The 21,551-nt window shown below is 35.8% G+C and carries 22 protein-coding genes; 14 read left to right on the forward strand and 8 right to left on the reverse strand.

Annotation, left to right across the window (positions count from 1 at the left end; genetic code table 11):
- Window positions 1–53 precede the first annotated feature (53 nt).
- On the forward strand, window positions 54–338 hold the full coding sequence (locus GQ46_RS13545) for a GIY-YIG nuclease family protein (RefSeq protein ID WP_044403059.1): 285 nt from the start codon (window positions 54–56) through the stop codon (window positions 336–338).
- Between the two features lie 50 nt (window positions 339–388).
- Entirely contained in the window at window positions 389–1,141 is a 753-nt protein-coding gene (locus GQ46_RS13550) for an enoyl-CoA hydratase/isomerase family protein (protein ID WP_044403061.1), read from the forward strand.
- A gap of 9 nt (window positions 1,142–1,150) precedes the next feature.
- On the opposite strand, the gene GQ46_RS13555 is transcribed toward GQ46_RS13550, so the two are convergent.
- Window positions 1,151–1,441 carry a hypothetical protein gene (locus GQ46_RS13555; RefSeq protein WP_044403063.1) on the reverse strand — a complete coding sequence of 97 codons (291 nt, stop codon included), beginning with the start codon at window positions 1,439–1,441 and terminating at the stop codon, window positions 1,151–1,153.
- Between the two features lie 104 nt (window positions 1,442–1,545).
- Between GQ46_RS13555 and GQ46_RS13560 the strand changes: the two genes are divergently transcribed.
- Window positions 1,546–2,142, forward strand: coding sequence for a transferase hexapeptide repeat family protein (locus GQ46_RS13560; protein ID WP_044403066.1), 597 nt, complete (start codon window positions 1,546–1,548; stop codon window positions 2,140–2,142).
- A 23-nt stretch (window positions 2,143–2,165) separates the two neighbouring features.
- On the opposite strand, the gene GQ46_RS13565 is transcribed toward GQ46_RS13560, so the two are convergent.
- The gene (locus GQ46_RS13565; RefSeq protein WP_044403069.1) at window positions 2,166–2,639 is read right to left on the reverse strand and encodes an Lrp/AsnC family transcriptional regulator; all 474 of its coding nucleotides are present in this window, start codon (window positions 2,637–2,639) and stop codon (window positions 2,166–2,168) included.
- Between the two features lie 193 nt (window positions 2,640–2,832).
- Here GQ46_RS13565 and GQ46_RS13570 point away from each other — a divergent pair, with 193 nt between their 5' ends.
- The 4 genes from GQ46_RS13570 (at window position 2,833) to GQ46_RS13585 (ending at window position 8,010) form a co-directional block, all read left to right on the forward strand.
- Entirely contained in the window at window positions 2,833–4,107 is a 1,275-nt protein-coding gene (locus tag GQ46_RS13570) for a dihydrolipoamide acetyltransferase family protein (protein ID WP_231567374.1), read from the forward strand.
- A gap of 85 nt (window positions 4,108–4,192) precedes the next feature.
- Window positions 4,193–5,260, forward strand: a complete 1,068-nt coding sequence (locus GQ46_RS13575) for a branched-chain amino acid aminotransferase (RefSeq protein WP_044403074.1) — start codon at window positions 4,193–4,195, stop codon at window positions 5,258–5,260.
- Window positions 5,261–5,622: 362 nt separating this feature from the next.
- Entirely contained in the window at window positions 5,623–7,674 is a 2,052-nt protein-coding gene (locus GQ46_RS13580; protein ID WP_044403077.1) for a thiamine pyrophosphate-dependent enzyme, read from the forward strand.
- Between the two features lie 81 nt (window positions 7,675–7,755).
- Window positions 7,756–8,010: a hypothetical protein gene (locus GQ46_RS13585; RefSeq protein ID WP_044403080.1), complete on the forward strand. Its 255-nt coding sequence runs from the start codon at window positions 7,756–7,758 to the stop codon at window positions 8,008–8,010.
- Between the two features lie 455 nt (window positions 8,011–8,465).
- Here the strand turns inward: GQ46_RS13585 and GQ46_RS13590 are convergent, their stop codons facing one another.
- From GQ46_RS13590 to GQ46_RS13605, 4 genes are all read right to left on the reverse strand, one after another.
- Entirely contained in the window at window positions 8,466–9,014 is a 549-nt protein-coding gene (locus GQ46_RS13590; protein ID WP_044403083.1) for a DUF4136 domain-containing protein, read from the reverse strand.
- A 19-nt stretch (window positions 9,015–9,033) separates the two neighbouring features.
- Entirely contained in the window at window positions 9,034–11,034 is a 2,001-nt protein-coding gene (locus tag GQ46_RS13595; RefSeq protein ID WP_044403085.1) for a urocanate hydratase, read from the reverse strand.
- Window positions 11,034–11,201, reverse strand: coding sequence for a DUF5522 domain-containing protein (locus tag GQ46_RS17885; RefSeq protein WP_197077360.1), 168 nt, complete (start codon window positions 11,199–11,201; stop codon window positions 11,034–11,036). Before GQ46_RS17885 ends, GQ46_RS13595 begins: the two co-directional genes overlap by 1 nt.
- A gap of 388 nt (window positions 11,202–11,589) precedes the next feature.
- Window positions 11,590–13,338: a tail fiber domain-containing protein gene (locus tag GQ46_RS13605; protein WP_044403090.1), complete on the reverse strand. Its 1,749-nt coding sequence runs from the start codon at window positions 13,336–13,338 to the stop codon at window positions 11,590–11,592.
- 220 nt (window positions 13,339–13,558) lie between these two features.
- On the opposite strand from GQ46_RS13605, the gene GQ46_RS13610 reads away from it, so the two are divergent.
- Genes GQ46_RS13610 through hemL form a run of 3 tightly spaced genes read left to right on the forward strand, consistent with a single transcriptional unit; the run spans window position 13,559 to window position 16,541 of the window.
- Complete coding sequence (locus GQ46_RS13610; RefSeq protein ID WP_044405098.1) at window positions 13,559–14,425, forward strand: 1-aminocyclopropane-1-carboxylate deaminase/D-cysteine desulfhydrase; 867 nt, start codon at window positions 13,559–13,561, stop codon at window positions 14,423–14,425.
- Between the two features lie 3 nt (window positions 14,426–14,428).
- Window positions 14,429–15,253, forward strand: a complete 825-nt coding sequence (locus GQ46_RS13615) for a glucosaminidase domain-containing protein (RefSeq protein WP_044403093.1) — start codon at window positions 14,429–14,431, stop codon at window positions 15,251–15,253.
- A gap of 7 nt (window positions 15,254–15,260) precedes the next feature.
- Window positions 15,261–16,541: a glutamate-1-semialdehyde 2,1-aminomutase gene (gene hemL, locus GQ46_RS13620; protein ID WP_044403096.1), complete on the forward strand. Its 1,281-nt coding sequence runs from the start codon at window positions 15,261–15,263 to the stop codon at window positions 16,539–16,541.
- Between the two features lie 163 nt (window positions 16,542–16,704).
- Here the strand turns inward: hemL and GQ46_RS13625 are convergent, their stop codons facing one another.
- Both GQ46_RS13625 and GQ46_RS13630 read right to left on the reverse strand, forming a co-directional pair.
- Complete coding sequence (locus tag GQ46_RS13625; RefSeq protein ID WP_044403099.1) at window positions 16,705–17,181, reverse strand: hypothetical protein; 477 nt, start codon at window positions 17,179–17,181, stop codon at window positions 16,705–16,707.
- Between the two features lie 78 nt (window positions 17,182–17,259).
- Window positions 17,260–18,771, reverse strand: a complete 1,512-nt coding sequence (locus GQ46_RS13630) for a hypothetical protein (RefSeq protein WP_044403101.1) — start codon at window positions 18,769–18,771, stop codon at window positions 17,260–17,262.
- 151 nt (window positions 18,772–18,922) lie between these two features.
- On the opposite strand from GQ46_RS13630, the gene GQ46_RS13635 reads away from it, so the two are divergent.
- The 4 genes from GQ46_RS13635 (at window position 18,923) to GQ46_RS13650 (ending at window position 21,542) form a co-directional block, all read left to right on the forward strand.
- Complete coding sequence (locus GQ46_RS13635; RefSeq protein WP_044403104.1) at window positions 18,923–19,171, forward strand: hypothetical protein; 249 nt, start codon at window positions 18,923–18,925, stop codon at window positions 19,169–19,171.
- A 1-nt stretch (window position 19,172) separates the two neighbouring features.
- Window positions 19,173–19,640 (forward strand): hypothetical protein, encoded by a 468-nt coding sequence (locus GQ46_RS13640; RefSeq protein ID WP_044403106.1) that lies wholly within the window; start codon window positions 19,173–19,175, stop codon window positions 19,638–19,640.
- A 30-nt stretch (window positions 19,641–19,670) separates the two neighbouring features.
- Window positions 19,671–20,159 (forward strand): hypothetical protein, encoded by a 489-nt coding sequence (locus GQ46_RS13645; protein WP_044403108.1) that lies wholly within the window; start codon window positions 19,671–19,673, stop codon window positions 20,157–20,159.
- Between the two features lie 96 nt (window positions 20,160–20,255).
- The gene (locus GQ46_RS13650; RefSeq protein ID WP_044403110.1) at window positions 20,256–21,542 is read left to right on the forward strand and encodes a DUF2157 domain-containing protein; all 1,287 of its coding nucleotides are present in this window, start codon (window positions 20,256–20,258) and stop codon (window positions 21,540–21,542) included.
- Window positions 21,543–21,551 lie beyond the last annotated feature (9 nt).

The raw sequence follows: 21,551 nt of genomic DNA on the forward strand, positions 1-21,551 counted from the left end.
AACTGGTCGAAGCTTCCGAGAAATCGGATGTCTCATAAATAAGACTTCAAAAGATGAAACATTACGTCTACATAATCACCAATAAAAAAGATGGCGTTTTGTATATTGGAGAAACAAAAGATTTAAAGAAAAGAATATATCAACATAAAAATAAAGTCCACCCAAAGACGTTTTCAGCAAGATATAATTTAGACAAACTTATATATTTAGAAGAGTTTGAAACAGAAGCAAAAGCTAAATTAAGAGAAAAGCAAATGAAAAAGTGGAATAGAGAATGGAAAATTGAATTGATAGAGAAATTGAATCCTAATTGGACGGATTTATATACAGAAATATAAGTTTAACACATAAAAACAGATTCCCGTTTTCACGGGAACACGCAAGCGTGATGACAGAACCATACGTAAAAATAAACATAGAAAACGAAGTAGGATACATAGAATTTTTTCATCCTGCTCATAATTCGCTACCAGGCGATATATTAGCAGAATTAGCACAAACCATTACTGATGCTGGACATAACGACGACATAAAAGTTATTGTTCTAAAAAGTGGGAAAGAGAGAACGTTCTGTGCTGGTGCCAGCTTTAAAGAATTAATAAACATTAATGATGAAGCAACAGGGAAAGTATTCTTTTCAGGCTTTGCCAATGTGATTAATGCCATGCGTAAATGCCCTAAATTTATTATTGGGCGAATTCAAGGAAAAACTGTTGGAGGAGGTATTGGACTAGCGGCTTCAACCGATTATTGTATGGCTTCCAAATTCGCGGCTATTAAATTAAGTGAGCTAAATATTGGTATTGGACCTTTTGTTGTTGGACCGGCAATAGAACGTAAAATGGGATTGAGTGCGATGTCACAAATCGCTATTGATGCGAATACGTTTTATCCTGCAGAATGGGCTAAAGAGAAAGGATTATTTACGCAAGTGTATGAAAGTACAGAGGAACTTGATGAAGCAGTAAAAGCAACGGCGGAACATTTATGTACTTACAATACCGACGCGATGAAGGAAATGAAAAAAGTCTTTTGGTCAGGGACAGACGATTGGGATCAACTCCTAGCAGATCGCGCCAAAACTAGTGGGCGATTGGTCCTTTCAGCGTTTACAAAAGAAAAATTAAAAGGCTTTAAATAAGTCTAAAGGTTATTCTATATAAAGGACCGCTTTTATAGGTATAGTGATGCCTTGTTTTAGTACAACAAAGTCTGTAGTTAAAGCCCATATGGTTGTATTAACGTGTAATAAGTTGTTATGGTCATCTTTAAAATAAATGCGAACCTTGCCTTTAGATAAATTACCTAAGTGAGTTGCACGATTAAGGTAATGAGACCTCAATACACGGGCTCTCGTAGACTGTAATGTTTCTAAGTTCGAGAATTTTAATTGTGGAATAGCTTCTTTTTCAATAATAGAAGAGGGGGTTAGAACGGTCATAATTTTGGGGCTTTATGATGTTAGTGTATGGCTTTGATATGCTCAATATGCTTAAATATAATTATAATATGCTTACATAACGAATTAACTTAAGAAAATAATTTATGATTTATTCATTTAAAGGCTTCATTCCTGTCGTTCACGACTCTAGTTTCGTGCATCCTTTGGCTGCAGTAACAGGTAATGTAATTATTGGTAAAAACTGTTATATTGGGCCTGGAGCGGCCATTCGTGGTGATTGGGGGCAAATTGTTTTGGAAGACGGTGTAAACGTCCAAGAAAACTGTACCGTACACATGTTTCCTGGAAAGTCTATTACGCTTAAAGAAAGTGCTCATATTGGTCATGGCGCAATTATTCATGGTGCAAATTTGGGTAAAAATTGCCTCATTGGTATGAATGCTGTTATTATGGATGATGCTGAAATAGGAGACGAAAGTATAGTAGGTGCCATGGCATTTGTAAAGGCAGAAACTAAAATTCCTAAGCGCAGTTTGGTTGTTGGAAATCCGGCAAAAGTGATTAAGCAGGTGAGTGACGACATGATCGCTTGGAAAACAAAAGGAACGGCTTTGTATCAACAGTTACCAGCAGATTGTCATGAATCGCTAAAAGAAGTGGAGCCGCTAAGAGAGGTGCCTAAAGATTTACCTAAACAAGAAGAGGCGTATAAAACATTGAGAGATACTTTTAAAAAATAAAAACCTGAAAACACTCTTTTTAGTTAAATCCTACTCAAATCAACTTCGTTAGTCTCTTTGCCTGTAGATAAGGTAATCAAACTCTGTACATTTCCTAAATAGGGTAGTAAAGTTAGTTTAGAGATAATAAACGTTTCATAAGCTTCAATATCTTCAACTACCAATTTCAGTAAATAATCAAAGTTACCGCTTACTCTGTGGCATTCTATAACTTCAGGAAAGTTATTGATTTGGGTGACGAATTTCTCTAAATAACTTCTCGTGTGCCCCTGCAAGGTAATACCAATAAAAACAGTCTGCTTTAAACCCATTTTCTTATTGTTTAAAACAGCAACATACTTTTTAATATAGCCTTGTTTTTCTAGCTTTTTAATACGTTCAAAAACGGGAGTGGTGGTCATTCCTAATTCAGTAGCAATACTTTTAGTTGTTCTATTGCTATTTTGCTGAAGTAAAGAGAGGATCTTCGTGTCTGTTTTATCCAAATTATGCTGCATCAGAAAATTGTTATTTATAAGGCTATAAATATAAGTTTTATAGAATTAAAATCTTTATATAATCAATAAAACAGATAAATATTCCAAATATAGTTAAAAGTAAAGATTTTAACATATTTAAAAGTTGAAAATAATTAATTTTATTTCTTTAAAACTATAAACATTGGCAGAATTTCAACTTAAAATGCCCAAAATGGGCGAGAGTATAACAGAAGGAACCATTATTAATTGGTTAATTTCTGAAGGCGATAGCTTTGATGAAGGGGATATTATTTTAGAAGTTGCTACCGATAAAGTAGATAATGAAGTACCGGCTCCTGCCTCTGGTGTGTTAGTAAAAATAGTGTTTGAGGCTAAAGCTGTTGTACCGGTTGGAGAAGTTATGGCGATTCTGGAAGTTTCTGAAAATGCAACTTCAAAAAAGCCGAGTGACTCACTAAGCCCTGTAGAAGAGTCTAAAAAAGAGAATAAGCAAACCAAAAGGCCCAAGTTAACTGCCGTATCACCGGAAGCTTCAAACGCTTTCAGTGTTTCAAATTCAAATACTTTTTTTTCACCATTAGTTGTAAAAATAGCTAAAGAACATCACATTAGTTTTGAAGAGCTCGCAAGAATTCCTGCCACAGGAAACGAGGGTAGACTGCGTAAAAGTGATGTTTTTCAGTATATTGAAGATGGTCGACCTTTTAAGTTCGCACAAGCAGTTGCAGAAAAAGATCCAACAGTTTATAGAATACCCCAACTAAGCTTCGACAAGGGCAAAGGAAAAGTAATCGAAATGGACCGTATGCGCCAAATGATTGCAGATCATATGGTGTATTCAAAACATACATCGCCTCATGTAACAGCTTATGTAGAAGCAGATTTAACCAATATGGTAAACTGGAGAAATGCGAACAAAGCAGCCTTTCAAGAAAAATATGGAGAGCGTTTAACGTTCACACCATTATTTGTGGAAGCAGTAGCAAAAGCAGTTAAAGATTTTCCTAATATCAATGCCTCTGTTGATGGTAATAACATTATTGTAAAAGAAGCTATTAATATTGGCATGGCAACTGCTTTACCAAGTGGCAACCTCATTGTTCCAGTCGTAAAAAATGCCGACACAAAAGATTTAGAAGCACTGGCTGCTCATGTAAATGAGCTCGCTGGAAAAGCAAGAGACAACAAATTAGTTGGTGATGATATAAAAGGAAGCACCTTCACCATTTCTAATGTGGGAACCTTTGGGAGTGTTATGGGAACACCAATCATTAACCAACCAGAAGTAGCTATTCTAGCTTTGGGAATAATTAAAAAAAGGCCTGAAGTTATTGAAACCGAAAACGGTGATGAAATCGCAATTCGAAGTATGATGTATTTATCACTATCATTTGATCATCGTGTTGTTGATGGCTTTTTAGGCGGTTCTTTTGTACGTCGCGTAGCCGATTATTTTGAGCAATTTGATGTTAATAGGAAAATATAAACCAGTGCTGTCATTTCGAACGAAGTGAAGAAATCTAATCAAAAGATTGTAATGTCATTTTTCGCAATGACGAAGAAATAAAATTATGAACCACAACATTTCAGTAACCAAAGTAGTAGCGTCTAAAGTAAACACTATAGACTTTAATAACATTCCATTAGGAACCACCTTCACAGATCATATGTTTATTTGTGATTATGAAAACGGAGCATGGACCAATCCTAGAATAGAACCTTTAGCATTAATCCCTACACATCCAGCAGCTATGGCATTGCATTACGGACAAGCTATTTTTGAAGGGATGAAAGCAACTGTTGATGCCAATGGGAATCCCATGTTATTTCGTGCTGATAAAAACGCTGCACGATTAAATACCAGCGCAGATCGCATGGGGATGCCTAATTTCCCGGAAGACTTGTTTGTTGAAGGTTTAAAGCAATTAGTGACTTTAGAGCACAATTGGATTCCACCAAAAGAAGGGAGTGCATTATATTTAAGACCGTTTATGTATGCCGATGAACCCTTTATTGGAATGCGAGCAGCAACACATTATAAATTTATTATAATGGCATCGCCAGCAGGTCCCTTTTTTAGCAAACGCATAAAATTATGGGCCGAAAAACAATACATTCGAGCAGCTCAAGGCGGAACAGGAGAAGCTAAAGCAGCAGGGAATTATGCAGCAGCCATTCGTCCAACAGAATTAGCAAAAGCGAAAGGGTACGACCAAGTATTGTGGTTAGATGCGGTAGAGCATAAATACATTCAGGAAGTAGGGACCATGAATATTTTCTTCAAAATTGATGGAAAATTCATTACGCCTAAACGTGATGGTTCTATTTTAGACGGTATTACACGAATGAGTGTTATTACTATTTTAAGAGATAAAGGCTATGAGGTTATTGAACGCGCAATCACTATGGATGAAATCATTACAGCTTCAAAAGAAGGTACGTTGGAAGAGGCTTTTGGAACTGGAACGGCGGTTGGTATTGCATACATTCAGGACATTGGAGTGGGAGATGAGACCATTCACGTCTCAAACGAAAGCCCAGTAGGTTTAGAGGTTAACAATACCTTGAATGCCATAAAAACTGGTGAAATTGAAGATAAATTCAATTGGATGATAAAAACTGAAAAAGCGTTCGCTTAACCTGCGCCTTTTTTAAAACCTTATAGGTTTGTTTTTGATTGGGTATTTTTTCACTTAGGGATACAGGTTTTAGAAACCTTATAGGATTAAAAAGTTAGCTGTTGTGTTCTTTTTTTTAAGCAAAAGGATGCCGCTGCAAAACGGAGTATTCAGATGTTGGGTTTTTAAACAAAAACTAAAAATAGAGGAGTAATCCCTAACGCAAAAACCGCAAGGGACTTCTGTATTAAAAAGAAGTAGCGCTTAAACGAGAGTATAAATTGAAATGACGAAACACAATAGTTTCTAAAAATATAAATAGTAACGCGAATTAATTCCTGCCCTTTTTAAGGGAAGGTGTTCGCAGGACTGAAGGGTTTTTTATGAAAAAAGATACATTACAAAAAGCATTCTCAAAACTTTGTACAGCGAAAGCGATGACAGAATTGTACGAAGCAAATTTTAAACAGGTTTCAAAATATGTACACGCCACTTCTAGAGGTCACGAAGCGATTCAAATTGCATTAGGACTGCAATTATTACCCCAAGATTACGCCTTTCCCTATTATAGAGACGATGCTATGTTATTGTCTTTTGGCTTAGAACCTTATGATTTAATGTTGCAATTGTTAGCAAAAAGAGACGACCCGTTTTCTGGCGGACGCAGCTATTATTCGCATCCAAGTTTAAAGGATGAGGACAAGCCAAAAATCCCACATCAATCCTCAGCAACAGGAATGCAAGCCATCCCTGCAACTGGTGTTGCCATGGGAATGCAGTATAAAGAATTACAAGGTTTAGACGATAAAGCACTTAAAGTATTACCCTTTGTGGTATGCTCATTAGGAGACGCATCGGTAACCGAAGGTGAAATAGCGGAAGCCTTTCAAATGGCCGCATTAAAGCAATTGCCGGTGTTGTATTTAGTACAGGATAACGGTTGGGACATATCGGCCAATGCAGCAGAAACAAGAGCACAGAATGCTTTTGAATATGCACAGGGCTTTCATGGTTTAGAGGCCATTTCTATTGATGGCGCAAACTTTACCGAAAGTTATGAAGCTTTAGAAAAAGTAATTAATACGATTCGTACTGAACGCAGACCCTTTTTAGTGCATGCAAAAGTGCCTTTGTTAAATCACCATACTTCAGGTGTGCGTATGGAATGGTATCGTGATGATTTAGATGAAGCACGTTCTAGAGATCCGTATCCAGTTATAAAACAACAATTAATTGACTTTGGGTTTTCATCTGAAGCTATTGAGACTATTGAAAATACAGCAAAAACAAAAGTACAATCCGATTTTGAGAAAGCGTTAAAAGCGGAAGATCCAAAACCTGAAGATCTATTTACAAACGATTTTGCGCCAACACCAATTATTGAAGAAAAGGGAACACGTTCACCAGAAGGCGCTGAAAAAGTAGTCATGGTAGATTGTGCTTTATTCGCAGTAGAAGAGTTGATGAAGAAGCACAAAGAATGTTTGCTTTATGGTCAGGATGTTGGTGGGCGATTAGGTGGCGTTTTTAGAGAAGCTGCCACTTTAGCTCAAAAGTTTGGAGACGACCGTGTATTCAATACGCCTATTCAGGAAGCTTTTATAGTAGGTTCTACCGTTGGAATGAGTGCCGTGGGTTTAAAACCTATTGTTGAGGTTCAGTTTGCCGATTATATTTGGCCTGGTTTAAATCAGTTGTTTACAGAGGTTAGTCGCAGTTGCTATTTGAGTAACGGGAAATGGCCCGTTAGTATGATACTTAGAGTGCCTATTGGTGCTTATGGAAGTGGTGGGCCCTACCATTCGTCTTCCGTAGAAAGTGTGATTACAAACATACGCGGTATAAAAATCGCATATCCGAGTAATGGCGCCGATTTAAAAGGTTTGATGAAAGCAGCTTATTATGACCCGAATCCAGTGGTTATCTTAGAACACAAGGGTTTGTACTGGTCTAAAGTGCCAGGCACACAAGGCGCAACCTCTATAGAGCCTAGTGAGGATTATGTATTGCCATTTGGGAAAGCATGGGTGCTTCAGGAAATCTGGAAACAGGAAAATGTAGAGACCTTAACCATAGTTACTTATGGAATGGGCGTACATTGGGCAATGAATGCTTCAGAAGCACTAGGTATGAAAGATCAAATTGAAGTGATTGATTTACGGACCTTATTTCCTTTAGACGAAGACACGGTTATGAAATCGGTTAAGAAAACAGGCAAATGTTTAGTGGTCACTGAAGAGCCTTCAAATAATAGTTTTGCCAGAGCACTAGCGGGAAAAATTCAAGAAGACTGTTTTAAATATTTAGACGCGCCAGTGATGACTATAGGTAGTGAAAACATGCCAGCTATTCCTTTAAACACCATTTTAGAACAAACCATGATTCCTTCAACAGAAAAAGTGAAATTGAGAATAAATGAGTTAATTAATTATTAAGACAGGATGTATTTTAACATTTATTTGTCATTTTATCTAAATTGCATTACTTTAGGCGGATAACCAATTAAATATTTAAAAATGAAAAAAGTAATATTTTCTGTTTTGGCAGTAGCATTTATGACTTTTTCTTTTACATCATGTAGAGAAGAAGAAAAGAAAACTGAAACGCAAGAGTTAATTGATGAAATGGAAGCAGACGGTGCAGACATTAAAATTAAAGAAGACGGTGATGAAACCAAAATAAAAATGGAAACCGAAGATAAAGAGGTGAAAATTAAAACGGATGGTGAAGACACGAAAATTAAAATTGATGAAGACGAGGACGGCGAGTAAACGTTAACGAGATATAAAACTAAAGCGACTTTTCAAGTCGCTTTTTTTAGGTGCTAATTTTACGATAACGAAGCCTTTGTTTTTAAGAATTAAGGGACAGATCTATGCCCTTTTTAAGTAAGAAGTAGTGATGTTTACTATAGAAATATTCTGGCAGCTCTTGTAGGGTTAGCGTTTTTACATTTTTACAAAATGAAATTAGCTGGCTATGGAATCAATACACAGAGCTTTGTGGATGAGAAAAAGGAGGCGCTCAAGACCTGCGCGATATATTCAGAATACTGATGTTAGATAAAGAAGGCGAAATATTTCTTATAAAGATAAACAGGGAACATAAGGGGTGTTATTTAAAATATTGTTTAGCTTAGATAGTAAAGGTTCGTAGCGAAAGGCCTGCCACTGTTTGTTTTCTATAAAAAAAGCGACTAATTTAGTCGCTAATGGTTCTGTGTTTTTTATTGTTTTACTTCTGGCGGATAAGCCGTCATAATCTCTGCTACAAATTCCTTTATTCGGGCTTCTTTCTTTTCAATATTTGAAGAGCTCGTTAAATAACCAGAACCTTTACCTTGCCATATCAGTTCTTTTTTATCAGCATCAATAAGGTCAATGTATAAACTGCCTTGTGTCGAAGTACTTACGTTATTAAAATTGTTCCAGTAAAATGGGCTCCATCCCCAGCCGTAACCGTAAGGCCCAAAACCGTTGTTCCAAACATTGACTTCTTGTCTTGATTTTGTAAAAATACTAACTAATAAATCTGGATTTTCTGATTTTGTGAAGCCTTTCGCGAGCATTTCAGTCTCAATAGCGCGAAGAATTCTTCGTTTATCTAAATCACTAATTTCTGCTTTGTCAATGCCTGTTTTGAAAAAAGCAAATGTTTTGTATGCGTCAAAATTAGCATTTCTGTCGTAATCTGAAACGACACGAACACTAGTGCATGAACTAACGAGTAATAGCAAAGCTATTAGAGGTAAAGTTTTAAGTATAATCTTTTTCATAATAATTATATGTTAATGGTTATATGGAATCTATTAAGGTGTCATCTACAACATTTGGTAATGTTACTTTTAAATTTGGTTCAGCCTCCATCGCACGTTTTATTGCAAAAATTGCACCTTCATTTCTTGCCCAACTGCGTCTTGAAATCCCATTATTAACATCCCAAAATAACATGGATTTTAAACGTTTTGAAGCTTCTTTACTACCATCAAGAACCATACCAAATCCACCGTTAATAACTTCTCCCCAACCAACACCACCACCGTTGTGGATACTCACCCAGGTAGCACCTCGAAAGCTGTCGCCAATCACATTTTGAATGGCCATATCTGCGGTAAAACGGGAGCCATCATAAATATTTGACGTTTCTCTGTAGGGAGAGTCTGTTCCAGAAACATCATGGTGGTCACGACCTAAAATAACAGTTTCTATAGTTCCTTTTGCAATGGCTTGATTAAATGCTTCGGCAATTTTAGCACGTCCTTCGGCATCTGCGTAAAGTATCCTGGCTTGTGAGCCTACGACCAATTTGTTGTCTTGTGCACCTTTAATCCATTGAATGTTATCTGCCATTTGCTGCTTGATCTCTTCAGGAGCCGCTTTCATAATATTTTCTAAAACTTCACAAGCAATGCGATCAGTCTTTTCTAAATCTTCAGGTTTTCCAGAGGCACAAACCCAACGGAATGGACCAAAACCATAATCGAAACACATAGGTCCCATGATGTCTTGAACATAACTTGGGTACCTAAAGTCTATCCCATTATCGGCCATAATATCTGCACCAGCTCTTGACGCTTCTAATAAAAAAGCATTGCCGTAATCAAAAAAGTAACAGCCTTTTTCAGTATGTTTATTTATCGCATCTGCGTGACGGCAAAGTGTTTCTTTTACTTTGGTTTTAAATAGCTCAGGGGCATTAGCCATCATAGCATTAGCTTCTTCAAAAGGTATGCCTACTGGGTAATAACCACCAGCCCAGGGATTATGGAGCGAGGTTTGGTCGCTTCCAATATCTATTGTTATGTTTTCTTTATCAAAAGCTTCCCAGACGTCGACAATGTTTCCTAAGTAAGCTATAGAAACTGTTTCTTTGTTTAAAACTGCTTGGGTAACACGTTGCGTTAATGCAGCAATTGTTGTGATTTTTTCATCTATCCACCCTTGATCTAAACGGACTTGAGTGATTTTCGGATTCACTTCAGCACAAACCGTAATGCAACCAGCAATATTACCCGCTTTTGGTTGTGCGCCAGACATGCCTCCTAATCCTGAAGTTACAAATAAGCCGCCTATTGGAGATTTTTTAATTTTACGAAAGGCATTTAAAACAGTAATGGTCGTGCCATGTACAATACCCTGAGGCCCAATATACATATAGCTTCCAGCAGTCATTTGGCCGTATTGTGTTACGCCTAAAGCATTGAATTTTTCCCAGTCATCTGGTTGTGAATAATTAGGAATCATCATGCCGTTTGTAACCACCACTCTTGGTGCTTCTTTATGTGATGGGAATACGCCCATAGGGTGACCAGAATACATGACGAGTGTTTGCTCATCGCTCATTTCGGCCAAGTATTTCATCGTCAACCTATATTGTGCCCAATTGGAAAACACACCGCCATTTCCACCATAAGTTATGAGTTCATGAGGATGTTGCGCTACAGCATAATCTAAATTATTCTGTATCATGAGCATGATCGCTGCGGCTTGTTTTGACTGTGCCGGATAATCGTTAATTGGTCTCGCATATATTTTGTACTCTGGACGAAAACGATACATGTAAATGCGTCCGTAACTATCTAACTCCTCTTTAAACTCTTTTATTAAAATGGCATGCTGTTTTTTATCAAAATAGCGTAACGCATTACGTAGGGCTAGTTTTTCTTCTTCTTTAGACAGGATGGCTTTGCGTTTTGGCGCGTGATTTATAGAAGTATCGTGCGGCTTGGCTTGTGGTAACTCTAAAGGAATGCCTTCTAAAATTTGTTCTTTAAATGATTTATTATGTACTGACATTAGTTTTTTTTTGATGTATTCGTGTTTTTATTAAAACCATAAGGACAATGTCTGCAGCCACTTTCACAACAGTAGCCCCTTTTTAGATGGTATTGCTCTGTAAAACATTTGTAACCTTCTGGGGTGAGGTAGAAATCGCCTTCTTCTATGGGAATATATTTCTTCATTTGTCACAAAGATAATGTAAATTGGAGTGAAATTTTAATGTGACAATTAGTGATTTTATTTTCTAAATATTTAGTACCTAAAGGCTACGTTGGTATAACCATTTATCCTTTCGTTTTCTTAAAACATCACGCGTTACGAAGTGACACAATATTAATTAACCATGAGAAAATTCATTTAAGACAACAAATAGAGTTATTAGTGATTCCCTTTTATGTGTGGTATGGTATTGAATTTATTGTAAGGCTGATGCACTATAAAAATTGGAATACTGCCTATAAAAATATATCCTTTGAGCGAGAAGCATATGTGAATGAAAACGACCTTGATTATTTAAAATCAAGGTCGTTTTGGAAGTGTTTAAAGTATTTGTAAATAAGTTGTTACGGCTTATTTCTTATCTAAAAGCATTTGCTTAATCTCAGAAATTTCATTTTCTAAATGAGTGATTCTTTCTTCTTGTTGTGTAATGGTCTTTTGTTGTTCTTGGATGGCTTTTATAGCTAGCACCCCAAAGGCATCATAATTAACGCTTAAATAACCATCTATTTCATCTACAATTTCTGGAAATAATGGCTGTACTTCTTGAGCGATAAATCCATTTTGTGAAATTTTGTTTTCGTCCCTTTTATAATGATAACTTACTGGATTTAAAGCCAAAACCTTTTCTAAAGTATAATCGCCCAAAGGAGAAATATTATCTTTAAGTCTTCTATCAGACGTTACTTGAAAAGCTCCAGAGCCATCACGTATGTATGCATGTACTGTGCCATTGTATGCAAATACGTAGTCATTGGGGTCTTGGCCGTTGCCATTATTAACATAAGTGTCCCAATAATTTGCGCCTCCGCTTCCGTCTCTAAAAATTCTTAATTTTTTGTCCTGTGTAATTCTTAAACTTTCAGTATAAAGTTCGGTTGTGCCATTAGTAATTACAAAAGGTCTATTCCCAGCGGAAACTTGAAAAGCTCCTTTTCCTCCAAAGGTTGAGGTGCCTCCCGTATTTACATAGCCAATGTGTCCTCTATAACTATCATTTTGATTAAAATAAATTCCAGCAAAACCGCCATCACTATTGTTTTGAACTCTCATAACACCAGCACCATCTTGATTGTGTTGTACGTGTAGCTTATTGGCAGAAGTTGTGGTGCCTACGCCAACATTACCTGAATTCGCGTTGTACATATTACTACCACTTACGGTCCAATCGTTATCGTTTGAAGAAGCAGGGTTTTGCCATGAAGCATTACCGTTTGCATCAGAGGTTAAAACTTTACCAGACGACTGGAGGCCATCTACAATTCTTATTGCAGAGCCCGTTTGTGTTGGAACAATATTAACATCATCAATAAAAGCTCTGTCACTGCCGCCAGCGGTATTAATATCTTTAACATAAGCCCAACGTAAAGTGTAGCTTCCTGCAGAAAGTGTGTAAGAAGCTGTTGTATAACTTACTGAACCAGACCATTGGTTTTGCAATGCGCCATCAATATAAAATCTTAAAAAATCGTAAGTAGCTTCACTGGAAACACTATAAGCAAACGTTACTGTTGCTCCTGAAGCTGGAACAGTAACAGCATAATCTAAGTATGAAGTCGTATTATCTGCAGTAGTACCAGAATTAGCTGAGTAAGTGCCTGTATTAACTGTAGAGGTAGATACAGACCAGTTATTGGTTGTAAATGGTGCTATGGAGTTGTCTTCAAAACCATCGTCTAATATATCTGGTGCTGTAGAGACGTCTTCAATATGTAATTTTGCAGCAGGTGTAGAAGTACCAATGCCTACATTTCCTGAATTTGCATTGTACATATCGTTACCAACAATAGTCCAATCACTATCACTTCCAGCTCCAGTAAACGTTCCCCAAGCAGTGCCATTGTAATAATAAAAGCCTGGAGTAGTGTCCGTTCGGTAAACAAGTAAACCTGCAGTGGAAGCGTCGACTGTTAGTGCGCTTATTTGTGCTAGTGTCATTCTAGGGATTAATAGGCCGCCATCAGTGGATACGATATCTAACGCAGCACTTGCATTAGGAGTTGTTGTTCCTATTCCAACTTGCGAAAAGGTTTGGGTAGTCCCGAATATGCTGAGAAAAAGAAAGAGAATTGCAGCTCTTTTATTAAATAAATATTTCATAGGGGAGGAATTTTATAATTATCAATTACATTTACGAAACGAATATAATTTTAATTTTGCTCACAACCTATGAAGAGCATATATTATCGATGAAACACGCTTTTCTTTAACATTTAACAAGATATTTAACAAAAATAGAGGCAAATTGATTAATTATAATAGTTTAGGCTTAAGTATAGCGGTTTCTAATCAACGTATTCACGCCATTTCAAATAAAGTAATGGAAGATAATGAGATAGAGCTACATCTTAAACGTGAAGATGAAATTCATTCGCTCGTTTCGGGAAATAAGTTTAGAAAACTTAAATACAATGTAATGGCTGCTATAAAAGAAGAAAAAAAGACCTTACTTACTTTTGGCGGTGCATTTTCAAATCATATTGCTGCCACAGCGTCTGCTGGGAAAATGTGTGGATTACATACCATTGGCGTTATTCGAGGAGAAGAGTTAGTTTCTAAGATTGAAGACAACCCAACTTTAAGGTATGCTCAAGACTGTGGGATGCTTTTTAAATTTATTTCTAGAACAGATTTTAGAAACAAGGAAGACGCACACTTTATTTCAGAGCTACAAAATGAATTTGGTGACTTTTATCTTATTCCAGAAGGCGGTACTAATGCATTAGCTGTTAAAGGTTGCGAAGAGATTTTAACCAAGCCTGATGCGTCTTTCGATTATGTCTGTGCTCCCGTAGGTACGGGTGGGACGTTGACGGGTTTAATAAATAGTTCAAAACCGGGTCAGCAAGTTTTAGGATTTTCAGCTTTAAAAGGAGACTTTTTAAAACAAGATATTAGTAAATTTGCAAAACGAAACAATTGGAAATTAATAACCGAATATCATTTTGGAGGTTATGCCAAAATAAATGTTGATTTGATAACGTTTATAAACCAATTTAAGAAAGACCACAATATTGCATTAGATCCTGTTTATACAGGGAAAATGATGTTTGGTCTCATGGATATGATTAAAAACGGTTATTTTCCGAAGGGATCAAAAATATTAGCCATTCATACCGGGGGCTTACAAGGCATTAAAGGAATGAATGCCAGATTAAAAAAGAAAAATTTACCAGTAATACAATAATTAATGAATAAAATAATTACTGTTTTATGCTTGCTTGTTTTATTAAGTAGCTGCGGCTCACAGAAAAAAGTAACCACGCAAAAATCTAAAAATAAGACCACGAGAGTCGTCAAGGTACCTGAAAGTACACCTAAAGCGGAAACTAAGGTGGTCATCACAGACCATCACAAAGTAGAAATACCTGTTGGTGATACACCAGAGCTTTATGCCTCTCCGACTCAAGAATACATTGCTATTTACAGTGATATTGCTCAGGATGAAATGCGTAATTATGGTGTGCCGGCAAGTATCACTTTAGCGCAAGGTATATTAGAGTCTGGTTCAGGAAGAGGTAGGTTATCTGTTGAAGCCAACAACCATTTTGGTATTAAATGTCATAGCGGCTGGACAGGAGCTAAAATTTATCACGATGATGATGCCTCTCAAGAATGTTTCCGCAAGTATAAAAATTCGAAATACTCGTTTAGGGATCATTCTTTATTTTTAAAAGAACGCAAGCGCTACGCAGGGCTCTTTAGTCTGCAAAAAGGCGATTACCAGGCATGGGCTAGTGGGCTGCGTGCAGCGGGTTATGCAACGGATAGAAGATATCCAGAAAAATTAATTAGTTTAATAGAGCGTTATCAATTATATCGTTTCGACGACGAAGTCTTAGGTAAAGTCGCTAATTTAAATGATAGGCATACTATAATTGCAGGGGATACACTGTATTCATTATCTAAAAAATATAACATTTCAATACAAACACTTCAAGAACTTAATGGTTTAGAAACCAATGCCTTATTCGTTGGACAGGTTTTGTTTGTTAAACCATTGCCAAAAGATTAATAAATTAATGATATATAAAAGAAGTAGTACCTTATTTACACAAGCAGAACAAGTTATTCCTGGAGGTGTAAACTCGCCAGTTCGCGCATTTAAAGCTGTTGGCGGAACCCCTATTTTTGTTAAAGAAGCAAAAGGCGCTTATTTGTATGACGAAGATGGGAACCAATTTATAGACTATATTAATTCTTGGGGTCCCATGATTTTAGGTCATGCTTATGAACCCGTTGTTAACGCTGTTATTGCTAAAGCAAAAAAAGGAACGTCTTTTGGTATGCCAACAGAAATTGAAACCAAGATTGCTGAATTAGCCGTTTCTATGGTGCCTAATATTGATAAAATTCGTTTTGTGAATTCAGGAACCGAAGCGTGTATGAGCGCTGTGCGTTTAGCAAGAGGTTTTACCAAAAAAGATAAAATTATAAAATTTGCTGGCTGCTATCACGGCCATAGTGATTCGTTTTTAATTCAGGCAGGTAGTGGAGCAGTAACTTTTGGCTCGCCTAATAGTCCAGGCGTGACTAAAGGAACAGCGCAAGATACCTTGTTAGCCAGATATAACGATTTAGATAATGTTGAAGCAATTATAAAGGCTAATCGTGATGAAATAGCCTGTATTATTGTTGAGCCAGTCGCTGGTAATATGGGCTGTATTCCACCAAAAGACGGATTTTTACAAGGTTTAAGACGTTTATGTAATGCCTATAATATGTTGTTGGTTTTCGATGAGGTCATGACTGGTTTTCGCTTGGCAAAAGGGGGTGTACAAGAATTGTACGGTGTGAATGCAGATATTATTTGCTTCGGAAAAGTTATAGGTGGCGGCCTGCCTGTGGGGGCTTTTGCGGCGAGAAATGAAATCATGAACTATTTAGCACCGCTGGGCCCTGTATATCAGGCAGGAACATTAAGTGGGAACCCATTAGCAATGGCGGCCGGATTGGCGATGCTAACCGCTTTGAATACAGATGCTGAAGTATTTAATCGTTTAGCAGGAAAAACTGAATATTTACATAAAGGTCTTGCTGAAGTTCTAAAGAAGCACAACATTACACATACTATAAATAGAGTAGGTTCTATGATTTCTGTGCACTTTAGCGCTACAGAAGTTGTTGATTTTGAAACTGCTGCTGAAGGCAATAATGAAACCTTTAAAACCTTTTTTCATGGGATGTTAAACGAAGGTATTTATATTGCGCCAAGTGCGTTTGAAACCTGGTTTATAACAGATGCTTTAACGTATAAAGATTTAGATAAAACCATAGCAGCTTGTGATAAAGTGTTTAGTTAATAAACATGATGAGCAAACCAAAAAAAAGCGGTTACAAATTTTGTAATCGCTTTTTTTATGGAAAAATATGGCTTTCAATTTAATCTTAGTCAGAAATTATTAAATAGCTCGGATGTAAAGCCGCAGTTAAAGTGCTTTTAACCATTAGTAATCCGAAACTAGTTTAGCGTTCTTGGCTTTCTATTGCACCATGGGCTTTTTCTTTTTTCTTTCCCATTTTTTTATGTCTGCCCCTTTTATGTTTTCTTTCATTCCTTTCATTCCATTTTTCATATTGGGCTTCATTAAGAATTTTTTTCATTGCTCTTTTAGTCGCGATGCTATGGTCTAATTTATCGTTTAGCATTTTTAAACGGACAGCTTCAGAGGGTTGTTCTCCTTTTTCTTTTAGTGTCATTTTGTGCTTCATATGTGCTAAATGGCGCTTTGCATTTTCTAGGTTTAATGGTTTGACTTGTTTTTGTTGGGCATCAGATAAATCTAAGGCTAATACCATTTTTTTAGTTTGAATCTCTGCAATATCTTCAGTATTCATTTTATTGAAACGTTCTTTTTTCATCGCCATGCGATTCTCTTTTGTGTCTTGTGCTTGCATGTTAAATGCGACTAAGACTAATGCTATAGTCAATAATTTTTTCATACTATTTTTATTTATTGTTTTTATACCTTTAGGACTCCAAAAGAAATAAAAGGTTTAAAGAGCGTCTTATTTTAAGATCTAATTAACAGTTTGGGCTTTCGAAATTAAGTCTAATGTTGTGCTGTATAGCGGTTTGTTTTTCATTTTGCTTTTTAGCCATGCAAAATAGCTCATCACAAAAATATCTTCGCGCTTGGCCTGAATCCAAACAAAAGCGTTCTCAACCTCCTCAGAAAATGCTTTCGTGTTTGCGACCTCTGAATTTTTATAATAAGTTTCTACAAATTGGAGGTAAGTAATCACGCGTTCCTGCTTGATGCTTTTTAAGTAGCTAAAATAATGGCGTTTAAAACTTAATAATCTAGAGTCTACCAAGTCTATATTTTCCAATTCTATATGCAGAATTATTTCGATAAGATTTTTTTTAATGACCCACTCTCTGCTGGCTTTGGTTTCGTAATACTGATCTGTGTGGTAAAACGTTTTAAAAAGTGCGTGCGCTTTTTTATAGGCTTCAGCTTGAATGTAATACATGACTAAACTGAGATGGATGTCCAGAAGCGACTCCAAATCTGGATGTTTTTTTAAAAGCATGGCTTCTAGTAGTGCAATGGCTTTTTCTTGTTGGTTTGAGTAATTGTAATTTAATGCTAGAAGTAAATGGTATTTTAGTTTAAAAGTAGAATAGTATTTTTTATTTTTTTGAAGCATGTGGGTATTCATCAATTCCAGAAAATGTAATGATGCTTTAAATTTTTTATTTCTGAAAAGTGTATTCGCTAATAAATACAAGACCTGAATGTGGTAATACAGTTGTTTTTCTTTGCCTTTGTGCGTTTGAAGTTTTTGATAGGTGCTAATTAAAAACGGCTCGATTTTGATATAATCATTAGTCACAAAAGCAGAAAGACTTACTATAGTCATTAATTGGTATAAGGACTTAAACGACATGGACTCGTTAATGCTAATGTTATAGGTTTTAAAGGTGTCCTCTAGTAGTTTTTCAAAATCTAAACCATCACTAATAAAAGTGTCTTGCTTTATCGTTTGCCTGATTTTGGCGTACACAATATTAAGCTGGTCTTCTAAAATGTAGTTTTTCTGGTTCGCTTTAAATTTTTCAATAACTACATCAATATCTACTGAAGGATTGGCATAGGCGTATTGAATTTTGGTATGGTAAATTTCGTTTAAAATAGGAAACAGAAGGTGCTCGCTAGCTAAACCTTCGGCTTTATCTAATATTTTATAAGCCACTTTAAATTGTTTATGTGCTAAGAAGGTTCTGGAGGCCAGAACGTATTTAATAATTTGCATGTCTGTAGAATTCTCTTCTTCCAGATTGGTATTCGCTATAAAATCGATGATGGATTGGTATAAACGCTTACGCAAAGCATGATAGGCATTCTTTTTAGTGCCCTTATATAGCTTTTGCTGAATGGTTTTGACGTTAGCGTCATCTTTAACTAATAATTTAAAAAGGGCAATGTTTTTTGTGTCCTTTCGTTTGTTCTTTTTTTCAAGGTAATAGATGAAGCGTTGTTGCTCATCATTAGAAAAGGTAGAAATAATCTCATTTAAATTGGTCATCTAATCGTCAGTATAATACTTATTGTGTCAATAAATATAAGGCTATTTTAAATATAGCGATATAAAATAACGTCAGTTTTAATAGAAAACTGTTTTTCTCAAGTTTGTTTTGTGTTGCATATTTGTACCCTAATCATTAAAGCATAACAGTATGAAACGTACCTCTATTAAAAGGAACTCTTATGGCAGAACATTAATTAACGAACAGCATGAGACCTTAAAAAGTAATAAGAAAGAACCTGTTAAAAACTATTTAAAGACATTAGCTTTAGTTCTCGCTTTATGTACTGCTGCCTTATTTTTAAAACAGATTCAGTACAGAGTAATTGTAGAATACAACAAAAGTGTTGCGTTTATACAAAAACATAATGTAGCATCGGTGTCACCATTAGGAGTTTAGTATGAAGCTCAAACAAGTCAATACGGCCTTTGTTGTCACTACTGGAATATCAGTAATAGTCTTTGTGTATTTGGTGTTTTTGGGCTACGATGAGATTAGAAACCTTAAAGATGTGATAAAAATTATAGCGTCGATAGTGTTTCCCATTCCATTATTATTCTTTGTTCGGTTTATTTTAATTGAACATTTTTTGCCAACAAATACAGACGAATACAAAAGGAAGAACCAAAAGTCTGCAACACTACTTTTAATGGCTTCCGTGATTATTGGTTTGCTGGTCATGCAACTCATAGAGTTTGTAACACATCAAAAATTAGAAGATCATTTAATTTTTGCGCACCTAATAAATTCTACAACTATAAGTAGTTATGTGCTCAATTTTGTTCTGTATAACAATTTAAAAGTTAATGGTGTGCTTAGTGGTGTTTTACTGTCGCTAGCCGTGCATGTTTTCTTTTTATCTATTTAAAATTTAATAATCATCAAAATAATTAATACTATGAATCAAGTTTTCGAAACCCAGAAGCCCCAAGCAAAAACAAATACCAATAAGCGTGAATTGTTATTTACGTTTCAATCTATCATCGTTACTGGCTTGTTGGCTTTTACAGCGATAGCATTCTTTTTTTACAATCATTTAGCTATTGAAAAAGGCATTAAAGTCATTTTTGCGCCCTTTTTATCGGTAGTGCCCTTGCTTTTTATTCTTTCTATTTTACGCGATTTGCGTAACGGCTTCAAAGAAGGTAATTATTCAAAAAATGAAATTATAAAATTCGGAATCATTACGCTAGCCATTACAGCAGTCTTTACCGGTATTACCTCCTTATTGTCTCAAATTGGTGCTTTAGAAATTTTACTGGCAGCCATTATAGCGATACTAAGTACCGTATTCTTTTTAAGAACGAAGATTAAAGACATTTTAGGAATGTCTATCATCACAGGCATAGCAGAAGGGATTATTATTTATATGATCTTTTTGTTTTGATGATGGGTTTTTGTCATGAATAAACCCAAAATGGCGCAAAGCCTTATTGCGCCATTTTAAAAAAGACTAATTTCATAGCCTATAAATTAAACCCTAATGAAATCAAATTTCACAAAAGAATTACCAGAATTGGTTGAAAACGCAGTAATCTCTCAAGAGATAGCTACTAAAATCGAACGGTATTACGAGTCTAAATCCAATACTAGTCCTAATCGATTATTTACTGTTTTTGCTGTATTAGGTTCTATTTTAGTGGGGCTTGGTATTATTTTGATGCTGGCACACAACTGGGACAATTTCTCAAAAACGGTTAAAACAATTTTTGCTTTTGCACCATTGGTGATTGGACAAATACTGGCTGGCTTTTCAATTTTAAAGGAAAAAAATCAAACATGGAAAGAGGGCTCAGGAACATTTTTGTTTTTTGCAGTTGGTGCCTCTTTGGCAATGGTGAGCCAGATTTATAATATTCCAGGAAGTTTTACGAGTTATATGCTCACTTGGATTTTACTGAGTGTGCCATTACTATATCTTTTAAAATCTCATGTGCTTGCCTTATTACATATTATATACGCAACGATATATGCTTGCAACTATGGGTATGCTTATGGAGGTAAGGCGCCTTGGCTGTTTTTAGGGCTTATTTTATTACTACTGCCGTATTATATAGTGCTATTGCGAAACAGGCCAAAGGCTAATATTACTTCGGTTTTTAATTGGTTACTACCATTAAGTTTAGTAATCACTTTAGGGGCGTTTATTACAACCTTAGATGTGCTAATTTTCTTGTCTTATAGTGTGCTGTTTGGTCTGTTTTATAATTTAGGTAAACTGCCTCGGTTCGATACTTTAAAATTAAGACAAAATGGATATTTGGTTTTAGGCTCTTTAGGTACGGTTGTTTTACTTTTAATCACCAGCTTTCGTTGGCTGTGGGAAGAAGTGCTAAGCATGTCTTCATTCTCAGGAAATGAAATAACGCTAGTTGTGGTGCTTTTTGTCTCAGCGTTATGTGTTTTAAGTTATTTATTTTTGAAAAAACGGATAGAGAAATTCAATGGCTTTCATTTTATTTTTATAATTATGACGGTCTTGTTTTTTGTTGGTTTAGGAAATGATGTTATACCAACTATTATTACGAATGTACTCTTATTGCTTTTAGGAGTATATACAGTAAAAACAGGAATTGATAAAATGCATTTTGGTGCTTTAAACTATGGAATGATTATTATTACCGCACTCATATCTTGTAGATTTTTTGATACTAATATGAGTTTTGTTATTCGTGGGTTGCTTTTTGTAATCGTTGGCGTTGGCTTTTTTGTAACCAATTATGTTATGCTTAGAAAGCAGAACGCGAAAGAAAATAAAACATTAAAATAATGGTTATGA

The sequence above is a fragment of the Lacinutrix sp. Hel_I_90 genome, assembly GCF_000934685.1.
Taxonomy (GTDB): Bacteria; Bacteroidota; Bacteroidia; order Flavobacteriales; family Flavobacteriaceae; genus Lacinutrix.